Genomic DNA, 12,791 nt, shown 5'->3' with positions numbered 1-12,791 from the left:
CGGGCGCCCGGCATGATCGGGGCATGAGCACGCGTACCGAGAGCGTCGACACCCCGGCGGGCGAAGCCCGCATCACCTGGCATCCGGCCCCGGCGGGCGGGGCCCGCCTCGTGCTGGCCCTCGGCCACGGCGCCGGCGGCGGGATCGAGGCCCGGGACCTGCGGTCCCTGGCCCTGGCCCTGCCCGCCCGGGGGATCACCGTGGCCCTGGTCGAGCAGCCCTGGAGGGTCGCCGGGAAGAAGGTCGCCGCCGCGCCCAAGGTGCTGGACGAGGGCTGGCGGGCCCTGTGGCCCGCCCTCGCCCGGCCCGGCCGGCCGGTCGTCGCGGGCGGACGCAGCGCGGGGGCCCGCGTGGCCTGCCGGACCGCCGCCGAGCTGGACGCGGCGGGGGTGCTGGCGCTGGCCTTCCCGCTGCACCCGCCGGGCCGGCCGGAGAAGTCCCGGGCGCAGGAGCTCCTGGGTGCCGGACGGCCGGCGCTGGTGGTCCAGGGCGGTCGCGATCCCTTCGGGCGACCGGAGGAGTTCCCGGGGCGCGGCGCGGGCGAAGCCCCGTACGAACTGGTGGAAGTGGCCTGCGGGGACCACGGATTCGCCGTGCCGAAGAAGGCGGACGTGACGCAGGAGGAGGCTCTGGAGGTGATCACCGGGGCGGTGGCCGAATGGCTCGCGCGGCTGCCGGTGTGACTCCGGCCTCACACCGCCCCCCTTCGGGGAATGCACCGCCCGGCCCTTTGGTTGTGCCGGATGTCGGTACGTACGGAGAAGACGTCGGAGGAGAGCGAGCGCATGACCCAGGTCATCAGCCAGAACCGTCCGCAGGCCGCTGACCTGGACTGGACAGTGCTGCCCGCCCCCAAGCGCGGAACGCTCCGGGCGGCGGCGGACCGGGATGGTCGACTATTCTCCGATTCGAGCGGGTCCGCTTTCGGAGCCGCCACGCAGTCGGAGGAGGTGGGTCCTGTCGCTGGGACCGACGAAGGCCACGCGGAGGAGACGACCCCGGAGCGCAATGCGCGCTTCGAGAGGGACGCCCTCGGCTACCTCGACCAGATGTACTCGGCCGCGCTGCGCATGACGCGCAATCCGGCCGACGCCGAGGACCTGGTCCAGGAGACGTACGCGAAGGCATACGCGTCGTTCCACCAGTTCCGCGAGGGCACCAACCTGAAGGCGTGGCTGTACCGCATTCTGACCAATACCTTCATCAATTCCTACCGCAAGAAGCAGCGCGAACCCCAGCGCAGTGCGGCGGAGGAGATCGAGGACTGGCAGCTCGCGCGCGCCGAGTCGCACATGTCGACCGGGTTGCGTTCCGCCGAGTCGCAGGCGCTCGACCACCTGCCCGATTCGGACGTGAAGGAAGCCCTCCAGGCCATTCCGGAGGAGTTCCGCATCGCGGTCTATCTTGCCGACGTGGAGGGCTTTGCGTACAAGGAGATCGCGGACATCATGGGTACACCCATCGGTACGGTCATGTCGCGACTGCACCGTGGCCGCCGTCAACTCCGCGGAATGCTGGAGGACTACGCCCGTGAGCGCGGGCTCGTCCCCGCCGGCGCGGGAGAGTCGAACGACTTGAAAGGCTCGGGCTCATGAGCTGCGGAGATCCGCACGAGACGGAGTGCTCTGAAGTCCTGGACCACCTTTATGAGTTCCTGGACCACGAGATGCCCGACAGTGACTGCACGAAGTTCGAGACCCACTTCGGCGAGTGCAATCCCTGTCTTGAGAAGTACGGTCTGGAGCAGGCCGTGAAGAAGCTGGTGAAGCGCTGCTGCGGTTCGGACGACGTGCCGAGTGACCTGCGGTCGAAGGTGATGGGGCGTATCGAACTCATCCGTTCGGGTCAGGCCGTGCCGGATCATGACGTCACGGCGGAACCCGCCGGCGCCGAAACCCTGCCGGGATCCACGACAGGCTGAAATCGGCCGTGTCCGGCAACCGGACGCTCCGCGACGGTCCGACCTCGAACAGCCGCCCCCGGAGGGGCCCTTCCTTCACTCGAAGGTGGTAATCCGGGGGCGTCCGCACGGTGCAATGCGAAAATGTGGCCCGGCTCGCTCCCGGCCCCACCTATCCTCCCCATTCGGTACCGATGTGATGCGGTACCGGCTTTGCACGGCCCAGGGGGAGGAGAGCGCCTTGCGGGTACTTCTGCCGGCGGCGCGCGCCTGCGTCGTGTGCGCCGTCCTCGCCGCGTTGGCGTGCGCCCTCCCGGCCCTCTCCGATCCCGCCACCCCCTGGCCCTGCGTCGGCCTGCTCGGTGTGCTCTACCTCGGCTGCGAACTCGCCAAGGTCCGCCCGCTCCTGGGCCGCCGGGTGCCCGAGGGGCTCGGCTCCTTCTTCCCCGTCGTGCTGGCCGCGGTGTTCCTGCTCCCCCCGGCCGCGGCCGCGCTCGTCGCGCTTCCCGGCGGGTTCGCCACCCCCGTGGCGGAACGGCCCGCCCGGGTGCGCCGTACGTGGCACGCGGCCCAGCAGTCGATAGCCGCCTGGACCGCCGGGCAGGTCTACGGAGTGCTCGGCGGACCGGGGGCGCTCGGCGGACCGGGGGTGCCGGGGGGAGCCGCCTTCGGCGCGACGGGACCGCCGGCAGCGCAGCCCGGCGCCGCCTGGGTCGCCGACTTCCCGTACGTGATGCTCCCGGCGGCCGCCGCCGCCGTCGCCTTCTGCCTGGTGCTCACCGCCCTCGACGGCGGCATCCTGGCGGCCGCGGAACGCCGGCCCGCCGCGACCGCCTGGCGCGGACTGCTCACCCGGTCCCTCGCCCCGCACTGCGTGCACGGCCTCGCCGGACTGATGATGGCCGTCCTGTGGCGCAGCCCGTACGGACTTCCGGCCGCCCTGCTCGTCCTGCTGCCGATGTACATCTCGTGCTGGGTCTTCGCCCAGTACCACCGTGAGCGCGCCGCGCACCGGGCCACCATCCGCGCCCTGGTCCAGGCCGTCGACATCAAGGACCGCTACACGCGGGGCCACAGCGAGCGGGTCGGACAGGCCTCCGCGATGATCGCCCGCGAGCTGGGCATGGGCGAGGAACGCCTCGAAGTCGTCCGCATCGCGGGGATCCTGCACGACGTGGGGAAACTGGGCGTCCCCACCCGGCTGCTGCGCAAGGACGGACCGCTCAGTCCCGAGGAACGCCGGATCATCGAACTGCACCCCGAGTACGGTCACGAGATGGTGCGCGGCATCGGCTTCCTGGGCGAAGCCCGGTCGGCGATCCTGCACCACCACGAGCGGGTGGACGGCTCCGGCTACCCCTACGGGCTGACCGGGGAGCAGATCCCGGTGCTGGCCCGGGTGGTGGCGGTGGCCGACGCCTTCGACGCGATGACGTCGACCAGGTCGTACAGCAGGGCCCGGCCGGTGCCGGTCGCCCTGGCCGAACTCGAACGCTGCGCGGGGGCGCAGTTCGACCCGGACATGGTCCGGGCGCTGGCCGAGGCGATCGGGCGGCAGGGCTGGCACCCGGTGGTGACCTCGGACGAGGACCTCCAGGTGATCTCCTCGGGCGGTACGGACGCGAGCGGCCCCGCGGCCGGTGCCCCGGCGGCCGGTGCCCCCGCGGACAGCACCCCTGCGGCCGGCGCCCCCTCTCCCGCCGCACCCCCCTCTCCCGCCGCGCCCCCCGCCCCCGCCGGGGCGCGGGCCGGGGAGGGGAACCCGCCCGGACCGGTGCTCGCGGGGCTTCCCGCCCAGGCGCCCGGCGGGGCGGCGCAGCAGGACGGGGCGGGCTCCGGTGCCCACGGAGGCGGAGTAGATGGTTCCGCTTCCTCGCCCGCGGCGGGGACGTCCGCGTGAGGGCCTGGGCCGTCCGGGCCGTACGGGGGGCCGCCGGGATGCTGACCGTGGCCGCGCTGGCGCACACCCTGTGGAACGGCCTCGCGGACCCGGGCGTCGCGCTCGCCTTCGGCACCCTGATCGCCCTCGGCGAGCTCGCCCGCCGCGACGCCGCCCGGCAGCAGCCCGCGCCGCTCGGCTCCGCCGGGGCGCTCGCGTACGCCCTGCTCGGGCCGAACGCCGGGCACCCCACCCAGCACGGGGTCCTGCAGACCGTCGCGGTCGCCGTCGCGGCCGCCCTCGTCGGGATCGTCCCCCACATCGCCCGGGGCCGCTGCCCCGCCCCGGACCACCTCGCCCGCCGGGTCCTCACCGTCGCCTTCGCCGCCGTCTGCTTCCAGCCGCTCTACAACTCCGGCCGGCTGGAGGACCGGGTCGGGCAGGGCCCGTACCTCGTGCTCTTCCTGATCTTCCTGCTCGGCCTCACCGCCCTCTGCGACGCCGTCCTCGCCGCCCTCCTCTCCGGGGCCCGCACCGGCTGGCCCTTCGGCCCGCTGCTCCGCGACGAGCTCCGCGCGCAGCTGGGCATCGGCTCGGCGATCTGTGCCACCGGGGTGGTCATCGCCCTCGGCGTCGCCGTCGCGGGGCTGTGGGCGGTACCGGTCTTCAGCGTGCCGCTCGTGCTGACCCAGCTGTCCTTCCACCGGATCGCGGCCGTCCGCACCACCTACCGCCAGACCATCACCTCACTGGCCCGCGCCACCGAGATCGCCGGGTACACCCGTCCCGGCCACGCCCGCCGGGTCGCCGCCCTCGGCTGCGCCGTCGGGCGGGAGCTCGGCCTCTCCGAGCGGGAACTCACGGTGCTGGAGTACGCCGCCCTCATGCACGACATCGGGCAGCTCTCCCTCGTCGACCCGGTCCCGGACGGGGCCACCGCCGGGCTGCCCGCCGCCGAAGCCCGCCGGATCGCCGGGCTGGGCGGCGAGGTGGCCCGGCAGACCGGGGTCCCCGCCGAGGTGGCGGTGGTGGTGGAGCTGCAGGCCGAGCCGTACCGGGACCAGCCCGTCGCCGCCCGGATCGTGCGCGCGGTCAACGCGTACGACGACCTCGTCGGCGGGACCCGTCACCCGGGCGGCTCACTGGAGGCCCTGGAGCGGCTCCGCCTGGGCACCGGGCACGACTATCAGCCAGAGGTGGTGGAATGTCTGGCCAGGGTGCTCGCCCGGGGCGGACGTGCCAGAGTCGTACCCGTCCCGCCTGGGTAACCCATGGGTAATGAGCGGCCGTCCGAGTGGGCATGGTTGGATGCCAGTAAGGGTGTCCCCCACAAGAAGTGTCAGTGTGAGCGTCCGCAAGGCTGCACCGTTGCATCGTCGGACCGGCAGGCGGGAATCGTGAGGATCTTCGGGAAGGTACGGCACAGGCCCTCCGCCTCGTGGCGGCAGGCCACTGACCGCGCGTTCACGCTGATCGGCGACGGTCGGTACGAGGACGCGGGCGCTCTGCTGACCAGAGCCGCGGACCTCGAGCCCTGGCTGTCCGAGTCCTGGTTCAACCTGGCCCTGCTGCACAAGTTCCGCCACGACTGGGAGCAGGCGCGGGCCGCGGGACTGCGCGCCGTGGCCCTGCTCGACCGGGAGGCCGGCGCCCCGGACTGGTGGAACGTGGGGATCGCCGCGACTGCGCTGCAGGACTGGCCGCTGGCACGCCGCGCCTGGCAGGCGTACGGGCTGAAGGTGCCCGGGGACCCGCACGGCGCGGGCGGCGGCGGCGAGCCGGTGGGCATGGAGCTCGGCAGCGCGGCCGTACGCCTGTCGCCCGAGGGCGAGGCCGAGGTGGTCTGGGGCCGCCGGCTGGACCCGGCCCGCATGGAGGTCCTGTCGATCCCGCTGCCCTCCTCGGGGCGGCGCTGGGGCGAGGTGGTCCTGCACGACGGGGTCCCGCACGGCGAGCGCGTCACCGCGGCCGGACCCTCGTACCCCGTCTTCGACGAGATCGAGCTGTGGGCGCCGTCCCCGGTGCCCACCTGGGTGGTCCTGCTGGAGGCGGCCACCGAGGCCGACCGCAACGCCCTGGAGCAGCTGGCCTCCGATGCCGGCTTCGCCGCCGAGGACTGGTCCTCGTCCGTGCGGCTGCTGTGCCGCACCTGCTCGGAGAGCGCGATGCCGAGCGGCGAGGGCGACGGCGAGCACCTGGACCCGCACGACCACAGCGAGCCGGGGCACCCCGGTCCGCTGGGGCACCGCACGACGGGGTCCGGATCCCTGTGGGTGCCCGAGCGCGAGTGCGGGATCGCGGCGCCGCCCGGTCTGGTGCGCGGCCTGCTCGACGGATGGGTCGCGGACAGCCCGGACAGCCGGGAGTGGCGGGATCTCGAGGAAGTCTGCTGAGCGGGGGCCGTAGGCTGTACCGGCACATCAGCACCGGCACGCCGGTGACGTGGTGCGCGACGGACCGGGACTTAGGGAAGGCGTACGGCGGACATGGCACAGCAGGAGAACGACGTTGTCGAGGGCGGAGTCGTCGGTGGGGCGAACGACGGTTACGTCGTGGACACCGAGGACTGTGAGGCGCGCGAGCTGGCCCACCGCGAGCGCGGCACGGCGCGTCCCATCACGGTCGTCGGCAACCCGGTCCTGCACCGGGAGTGCAAGGACGTCACCGAGTTCGGCGACGAGCTGGCGCAGCTGATCGACGACATGTTCGCCAGCCAAAAGGCGGCCGAGGGCGTGGGCCTGGCCGCGAACCAGATCGGCGTGGACGCCAAGGTCTTCGTCTACGACTGCCCGGACGACGACGGCAACCGCCACACGGGCGTCGTGATCAACCCGAAGCTGGTCGAGCTGCCGGCCGCCTCGCGGGTCCTGGACGACTCGAACGAGGGCTGCCTGTCCGTGCCGACCGCCTACGCCGCGCTGGCGCGCCCGGACTACGCGGAGGTCACCGGCCAGGACGCGCAGGGCAACCCGATCAAGGTCCGGGGCACCGGCTACTTCGCGCGCTGCCTCCAGCACGAGACCGACCACCTGTACGGGTACCTGTACATCGACCGGCTCTCCAAGCGCGACCGCAAGGACGCGCTGAAGCAGATGGAAGAGGGCACCCCGCGTTACGAGACGGTCCCGAACGCCTAAGGGCCCTCAGGCCGGGGCGACGGCCCGCGGGCCCCGGAAGGCACGCCGGAACGCGTTCGGCGTGGTGCCCAGGGTCCGCAGGAAGTGGTGGCGCAGCGCGGGCGCGTTGCCGAAGCCGCAGCGGCCCGCGATGGCGTCGACGGTGTCGTCCGTGGACTCCAGCAGCTCCTGCGCCAGCAGCACCCGCTGGCGCAGCACCCACTGGTACGGGGTGGTGCCGGTCTCCTGCAGGAAGCGCCGCGCGAAGGTGCGCGGGGACATGTGCGCCCGCTCCGCGAGCTGCTCGACGGTGATCTCCTCCTCCAGGTGGCGGGCCATCCAGCCGATCACCCCCCCGACGGTGTCGCAGGCGGTACGGGGGAGCGGGCGCTGGATGTACTGGGCCTGCCCGCCGTCCCGGTGGGGCGGTACGACCATCCGCCGGGCGACGGTGTTGGCCACCTCCGCGCCGTGCTCCTGGCGGACCACGTGCAGGCAGGCGTCGATGCCCGAGGCGGTGCCGGCCGAGGTGATGACCGTGCCCTCGTCCACGTAGAGCACGTCCGGGTCGACCCGGGCCCGCGGGAAACGCCGGGAGAGCGCGGGGGCGTGCATCCAGTGGGTGGTGCAGCGCCGCCCGTCCAGCAGACCGGCCGCGCCGAGCACGAAGGCGCCGCTGCACACGCTGAGCACCCGCGCGCCCCGGTCCACGGCCCGGCGGAGCGCGTCGAGGAACGGCTCGGGATAGTCCCGTACGGGGGCCTGCCGGTCGGCGGGCAGACAGATCAGGTCCGCTTCCTCCAGCCGTTCCAGTCCGTGGGCCGGCGCGATGGCGAAGCCGACGTCGGCCATGTTCAGCGGCCCCTCCTCGGCCGCGCACACGGCGAAGTCGTACACCGGCAGCCCCTGGGCGCTGCGGTCGATCCCGAAGACCTCGCAGAAGATCCCGAACTCGAAGGGGGCGACTCCGTCGACGAGCGCCACGGCCACATTGGTCAGCATGGATCCAGTGTGGCAGTAATTCCCTCTTCGATGACAGTCCTGCCACTGTTCGATCATGGCCGATCAGGCGGACAGTGGAGGTATGAGCACTTATCTGGACTACCTCGCCGTCCTGGCCGTCGCCGCAGTACTGCTCGCGCCCGGTCTGTACGGGGCCTGGCGCGAACGGCGGATCGACCGGGAGCTGCGGGCCGCAGAGACCCGGCGGGTGTGGCTGCCGCGGCAGCGGGCGGGCGGTCTCGCCCCCACCCCGCGCAGGCGCGGCATCCGGTTCGCCGCCCGGCGCCGGGGACGCCTGGCTCACTGAGCCCCGCCGGCGCGCCGCCGCCCCGGCCCCCGAACGCGAGGAGCCGGGACGCGGACATCCGTCGCGTTCCGGCTCCCGGCACACCTGCTCGTACGGGTCAGAAGTCCTCGTCCAGGTCGACGGTGCCCTCGACCGCGACCTGGTAGGCCGACGGACGGCGCTCGAAGAAGTTCGTCAGCTCCTGCACGCCCTGGAGCTCCATGAAGGAGAACGGGTTCTGCGAGCCGTAGACCGGCGCGAACCCGAGACGGACCAGGCGCTGGTCCGCGACGCACTCCAGGTACTCGCGCATCGACTCGGTGTTCATGCCCGGCAGGCCGTCACCGCACAGGTCGCGGCCGAACTGCAGCTCCGCCTCGACGGCCTCCTTCAGCATGTCGGTGACCTGCCGGCGAAGGTCCTCGTCGAAGAGCTCCGGCTCCTCCTTGCGGACCGTGTCCACGACCTCGAAGGCGAAGTTCATGTGCATGGTCTCGTCGCGGAACACCCAGTTGGTGCCCGTGGCCAGCCCGTGCAGCAGACCCCGCGAGCGGAACCAGTACACGTACGCGAAGGCGCCGTAGAAGAACAGGCCCTCGATGCACGCGGCGAAACAGATCAGGTTCAGCAGGAAGCGGCGGCGGTCGGCCTGCGTCTCCAGCCGGTCCAGCTTCTCGACCTCGTTGATCCACTTGAAGCAGAACTGCGCCTTCTCGCGGATCGACGGGATCTCCTCGACCGCGTCGAAGGCGGCCGCGCGGTCGTCCGGGTTCGGGAGGTAGGTGTCCAGCAGCGTCAGGTAGAACTGGACGTGCACGGCCTCCTCGAACAGCTGGCGCGACAGGTACAGGCGCGCCTCCGGGGAGTTGATGTGCTTGTACAGCGTCAGCACGAGGTTGTTGGAGACGATCGAGTCGCCCGTCGCGAAGAACGCGACCAGCCGGCCGATCATGTGCTGCTCGGCGGGCGTCAGTTTGGCGAGGTCGGCCACGTCCGAGTGGAGGTCGACCTCCTCGACCGTCCAGGTGTTCTTGATCGCGTCCCGGTAGCGCTCGTAGAAGTCCGGGTAGCGCATGGGGCGCAGGGTGAGCTCGAAGCCCGGGTCCAGGAGGTTCTTGACACCAGGGGTGTCGGCACTAAGTGCCGTCGTCGAGGGGCGGGGGTCGGGCGACGGGTGGGCGGAGCTCATTACTGGCAGGCCTCGCAGGACTCGGGGTTCTCAAGGGAGCAGGCGAGCGCTTCCGCGGCCGCCGCGTCGGCGGCGGCATCGGCATCGGCCAGGGGGAGCGCCGCGGGGGTGGCGGCCTGCGCGGCGCGGGCGATCTTCGTCGCCGGGCGCGAACGCAGGTAGTACGTGGTCTTCAGACCCTGCTTCCAGGCGTACGCGTACATCGAGGACAGCTTCCCGATGGTCGGCGTCTCCAGGAACAGGTTCAGCGACTGGGACTGGTCGAGGAACGGCGTACGGGCCGCGGCCATGTCGATCAGGCCGCGCTGCGGGATCTCCCACGCCGTGCGGTACAGCTCGCGGACCTCGGCCGGGATCCAGCCGAAGCCCTGGACGGAGCCGCTGGACTCGCGCAGCGCCTCGCGGGTCTGGGCGTCCCAGACGCCCAGCCGCTTGAGCTCCTGCACCAGATAGCCGTTGACCTGGAGGAACTCCCCGCTCAGGGTCTCGCGCTTGAAGAGGTTGGAGACCTGCGGCTCGATGCACTCGTACACGCCGGCGATGGAGGCGATGGTCGCCGTCGGGGCGATCGCGAGGAGCAGCGAGTTGCGCATCCCGGACTTCGCGACCCGGGCCCGCAGCGCGTCCCAGCGCTCCGGCCAGTTCAGCTCGACGTCGTAGTGGTCGGGGTGCAGGACGCCCCGGGCGGTACGGGTCCGCTCCCAGGCGGGGAGCGGACCGCTGCGCTCGGCCAGGTCGCACGAGGCCTCGTACGCCGCGAGCATGATGCGCTCGGAGAGCTTCGTGGAGAGCGCCTTCGCCTCGGGGGAGTCGAAGGGGAGCTTCAGCTGGAAGAAGACGTCCTGGAGGCCCATCGCGCCCAGACCCACCGGGCGCCAGCGGGCGTTGGAGCGGCCGGCCTGCTCGGTCGGGTAGAAGTTGATGTCCACCACGCGGTCGAGGAAGGTCACGGCGGTGCGGACGGTCTCGTCCAGCCGCTCCCAGTCGATCTCGCCGGTCTCCGTCAGGACGAAGGCGCCGAGGTTGACCGAGCCGAGGTTGCAGACGGCGGTCTCGCCGTCGTCGGTGACCTCGATGATCTCGGTGCACAGGTTCGAGGAGTGGACGACGCTGCCCGGCTCGGCGGTCTGGTTCGCCGTGCGGTTGGAGGCGTCCTTGAAGGTCATCCAGCCCTGGCCGGTCTGCGCGAGGGTGCGCATCATCCGGCCGTACAGGTCGCGGGCGGGCATGGTCTTGCGGGCCAGGCCGGCGGCCTCGGCCTTGTGGTACGCGGCGTCGAACTCGTCGCCCCACAGGTCGACCAGCTCGGGGACCTCGGCCGGGGAGAACAGCGACCAGTCGGCGTCGGCGTTCACGCGGCGCATGAACTCGTCCGGCACCCAGTGCGCCAGGTTCAGGTTGTGGGTGCGGCGCTGGTCCTCGCCGGTGTTGTCGCGCAGCTCCAGGAACTCCTCGATGTCCGCGTGCCAGGTCTCCAGGTAGACCGCGGCCGCGCCCTTGCGCCGGCCGCCCTGGTTCACGGCGGCGACGGAGGCGTCGAGTGTCTTCAGGAACGGCACGATGCCGTTGGAGTGGCCGTTCGTACCGCGGATCAGGGAGCCGCGGGCGCGGATGCGGGAGTACGAGAGACCGATGCCGCCGGCGTGCTTGGAGAGGCGGGCGACCTGGTGGTAGCGGTCGTAGATCGAGTCGAGCTCGTCCAGCGGGGAGTCCAGCAGGTAGCAGGACGACATCTGCGGGTGCCGGGTACCGGAGTTGAAGAGGGTGGGGGAGGACGGCAGGTAGTCGAGGCGGCTCATCAGCCGGTACAGCGAGGCCACTTCCTCGAGCGCCTGCATGCTCTCGTCCTCGGCCAGGCCGGCGGCCACGCGCAGCATGAAGAACTGCGGGGTCTCGATGACCTGGCGGGTGATCGGGTGGCGCAGCAGGTAACGGCTGTGCAGGGTGCGCAGGCCGAAGAAGCCGAAGCGGTCGTCGGCGCCCTCCGTGAGCGCGTGCTCGACCAGCGCGTCGAGGCGGCTCGCGTGGACGCGTACGAACTCCGCCGTGCGGTCGGCGATCAGGCCCTCGCGGTGGCCCACCTCGACGGACTGCGCGAACGAGCGCGCGCCCTGGCCGGCGGCCTCGTCGCGGACGGCCAGCGTCAGCAGGCGGGCCGCGAGGCGGGAGTACGCCGGGTCCTCGGAGATCAGGCCGGCGGCCGCCTCGGTGGCGAGCGTACGGAGCTCCGCCTCGTCGGCGGCGGCGCTGCGGCCGCGCAGCGCGGCGGCGGCGACCCGGCCCGGGTCGGTGTCGGGCAGATCGGCGGTCAGCTCGGTGAGGGTGCGCAGCAGCGCGGCCCCGGGGCCCCCGGCCGGAACGGCGCTTGCGGACGGGTCGGACGCGGCGCGCGGTGCGGAAGGCGCGATGGTCACGGGGGGAGCTCTCCCTCGCTCGGCTCCGGGAAAACCGCCGTGGCGGGGCGTGAGGGGGGCGCGCGCGGGAAGGTACGGGCCCGGCAGGGCCCGCATACGCCACGCGGCGTCCACCGGCCCAACCGCGAGGCCCGGACGAATCGGCACCCGGTTCGGTCGACCCGGGCGGGCTGTCGACAGGTCCTCGGACTTGTGAACGCCCGGAGCAGGTCAGGGCATTTCATACCGTTGCGGGACAGTTCCGGATTCTCACCGGATTCCCCTGCGACGACAGCGAGCATGAGCATACATGTGGGGGCCGGTGCTCGCGGTAGCCCCCACATGTTGTGTCGTCCCCCTGGGTGGCGCGCAGTTACAGCTCGACGCGGTACGTGAGCAGAGGGAGACCCGGCACGGGGTACCAGTCCCGCTCCGGCGTCCGCACGAAGCCCAGCCGGTCGTAGATCCGGTGCGCCCCCAGCATCTTCTCCGTGGTCGACAGCGCCAGGTGGGTCACCCCGTCGAGATCCTGGGCGCGGACCATGCAGGCCCGCACCAGGGCCTCGCCGGCGCCCCGGCCGCGGGCCTGCGGGGAGACGGCCAGCATCCGGAACTCGGCCTCGCCGGGGCCGGCGATCTGCGCCAGCGGACTGCCGGGAGGGGCGAACGTCACATTGCCGAGCAGCGTGCCCTCGTACTCCGCGACGATGACTTCCGCGTCGGCGGCCCGGCCGGCGACGTCGCGCAGCCGGTCCAGGTAGGGGTCGTCCTCGGCGAAGTCCAGCAACTCGTCGCGGAGGTAGGCCTGTGCGGTGAGTTCGCCCAGTTCTTCGTATTCGGCGGCCGCTGCCGCCCTGATGACGATGTCCATGGCACAGAGTGTGCGCCAGGGCGCGCGAAAGGGCCGCCGCGTTCCCCGCCGGAGGGGCGGGGAACGAGGGCTACGTCAACGACGTCGTCGACCTGCTCGACTCGGTTTGGAGCGGCCCGGCCGCCGAGCACACCGCCCGGGGCGCGGACGGCGGC

Annotated in this window: 12 protein-coding genes and 1 riboswitch; of the genes, 8 read left to right on the top strand and 4 right to left on the bottom strand. The window is 72.5% G+C overall.

Features of this window, described 5'->3' with window-relative positions; all coding sequences use genetic code 11:
• Positions 1 to 23: 23 nt before the first annotated feature.
• The 7 genes from ABZY44_RS18165 (at position 24) to def (ending at position 6,916) form a co-directional block, all read left to right on the top strand.
• Positions 24 to 683, top strand: coding sequence for an alpha/beta family hydrolase (locus tag ABZY44_RS18165; RefSeq protein ID WP_356654880.1), 660 nt, complete (start codon positions 24 to 26; stop codon positions 681 to 683).
• 267 nt (positions 684 to 950) lie between these two features.
• On the top strand, positions 951 to 1,595 hold the full coding sequence (locus ABZY44_RS18160; RefSeq protein ID WP_008741505.1) for a sigma-70 family RNA polymerase sigma factor: 645 nt from the start codon (positions 951 to 953) through the stop codon (positions 1,593 to 1,595).
• Positions 1,592 to 1,921 (top strand): mycothiol system anti-sigma-R factor, encoded by a 330-nt coding sequence (rsrA, locus tag ABZY44_RS18155; RefSeq protein WP_356654878.1) that lies wholly within the window; start codon positions 1,592 to 1,594, stop codon positions 1,919 to 1,921. The genes ABZY44_RS18160 and rsrA overlap by 4 nt, the downstream gene beginning before the upstream one ends.
• A gap of 220 nt (positions 1,922 to 2,141) precedes the next feature.
• Complete coding sequence (locus ABZY44_RS18150; RefSeq protein ID WP_356654876.1) at positions 2,142 to 3,800, top strand: HD-GYP domain-containing protein; 1,659 nt, start codon at positions 2,142 to 2,144, stop codon at positions 3,798 to 3,800.
• A gap of 38 nt (positions 3,801 to 3,838) precedes the next feature.
• Positions 3,839 to 5,047, top strand: coding sequence for an HD domain-containing protein (locus tag ABZY44_RS18145; RefSeq protein ID WP_356654973.1), 1,209 nt, complete (start codon positions 3,839 to 3,841; stop codon positions 5,045 to 5,047).
• Positions 5,048 to 5,176: 129 nt separating this feature from the next.
• Positions 5,177 to 6,172: a hypothetical protein gene (locus tag ABZY44_RS18140; RefSeq protein WP_356654874.1), complete on the top strand. Its 996-nt coding sequence runs from the start codon at positions 5,177 to 5,179 to the stop codon at positions 6,170 to 6,172.
• Between the two features lie 93 nt (positions 6,173 to 6,265).
• Positions 6,266 to 6,916 (top strand): peptide deformylase, encoded by a 651-nt coding sequence (gene def, locus ABZY44_RS18135; RefSeq protein ID WP_356654872.1) that lies wholly within the window; start codon positions 6,266 to 6,268, stop codon positions 6,914 to 6,916.
• Between the two features lie 6 nt (positions 6,917 to 6,922).
• Here the strand turns inward: def and ABZY44_RS18130 are convergent, their stop codons facing one another.
• Positions 6,923 to 7,897 carry a helix-turn-helix domain-containing protein gene (locus tag ABZY44_RS18130; protein ID WP_356654870.1) on the bottom strand — a complete coding sequence of 325 codons (975 nt, stop codon included), beginning with the start codon at positions 7,895 to 7,897 and terminating at the stop codon, positions 6,923 to 6,925.
• An 82-nt stretch (positions 7,898 to 7,979) separates the two neighbouring features.
• Between ABZY44_RS18130 and ABZY44_RS18125 the strand changes: the two genes are divergently transcribed.
• Positions 7,980 to 8,204, top strand: a complete 225-nt coding sequence (locus ABZY44_RS18125; RefSeq protein ID WP_356654868.1) for a hypothetical protein — start codon at positions 7,980 to 7,982, stop codon at positions 8,202 to 8,204.
• A gap of 97 nt (positions 8,205 to 8,301) precedes the next feature.
• On the opposite strand, the gene ABZY44_RS18120 is transcribed toward ABZY44_RS18125, so the two are convergent.
• From ABZY44_RS18120 to ABZY44_RS18110, 3 genes are all read right to left on the bottom strand, one after another.
• Positions 8,302 to 9,372 (bottom strand): ribonucleotide-diphosphate reductase subunit beta, encoded by a 1,071-nt coding sequence (locus ABZY44_RS18120; protein WP_356654866.1) that lies wholly within the window; start codon positions 9,370 to 9,372, stop codon positions 8,302 to 8,304.
• Entirely contained in the window at positions 9,372 to 11,786 is a 2,415-nt protein-coding gene (locus tag ABZY44_RS18115; RefSeq protein ID WP_356654864.1) for a ribonucleoside-diphosphate reductase subunit alpha, read from the bottom strand. The genes ABZY44_RS18120 and ABZY44_RS18115 overlap by 1 nt, the downstream gene beginning before the upstream one ends.
• Before the next feature lie 179 nt (positions 11,787 to 11,965).
• A riboswitch (cobalamin riboswitch) is annotated at positions 11,966 to 12,048 on the bottom strand.
• Positions 12,049 to 12,138: 90 nt separating this feature from the next.
• Positions 12,139 to 12,636 carry a GNAT family N-acetyltransferase gene (locus ABZY44_RS18110; RefSeq protein WP_356654862.1) on the bottom strand — a complete coding sequence of 166 codons (498 nt, stop codon included), beginning with the start codon at positions 12,634 to 12,636 and terminating at the stop codon, positions 12,139 to 12,141.
• Positions 12,637 to 12,791: the final 155 nt, after the last annotated feature.

The organism is Streptomyces sp. NPDC006544, assembly GCF_040611715.1.
Taxonomy (GTDB): domain Bacteria; phylum Actinomycetota; class Actinomycetes; order Streptomycetales; family Streptomycetaceae; genus Streptomyces.
Note: the sequence above shows the minus strand (reverse complement) of the source record. Positions and strands in the feature narration are given on the sequence as shown.

Coding starts and splice junctions, on each gene's coding strand:
- ABZY44_RS18130 (WP_356654870.1), bottom strand. CDS start 7,897: ATGCTGACCAATGTGGCCGTGGCGCTCGTCGACGGAGTCGCCCCCTTC.
- ABZY44_RS18165 (WP_356654880.1), top strand. CDS start 24: ATGAGCACGCGTACCGAGAGCGTCGACACCCCGGCGGGCGAAGCCCGC.
- rsrA (WP_356654878.1), top strand. CDS start 1,592: ATGAGCTGCGGAGATCCGCACGAGACGGAGTGCTCTGAAGTCCTGGAC.
- ABZY44_RS18125 (WP_356654868.1), top strand. CDS start 7,980: ATGAGCACTTATCTGGACTACCTCGCCGTCCTGGCCGTCGCCGCAGTA.
- def (WP_356654872.1), top strand. CDS start 6,266: ATGGCACAGCAGGAGAACGACGTTGTCGAGGGCGGAGTCGTCGGTGGG.
- ABZY44_RS18145 (WP_356654973.1), top strand. CDS start 3,839: ATGCTGACCGTGGCCGCGCTGGCGCACACCCTGTGGAACGGCCTCGCG.
- ABZY44_RS18110 (WP_356654862.1), bottom strand. CDS start 12,636: ATGGACATCGTCATCAGGGCGGCAGCGGCCGCCGAATACGAAGAACTG.
- ABZY44_RS18120 (WP_356654866.1), bottom strand. CDS start 9,372: ATGAGCTCCGCCCACCCGTCGCCCGACCCCCGCCCCTCGACGACGGCA.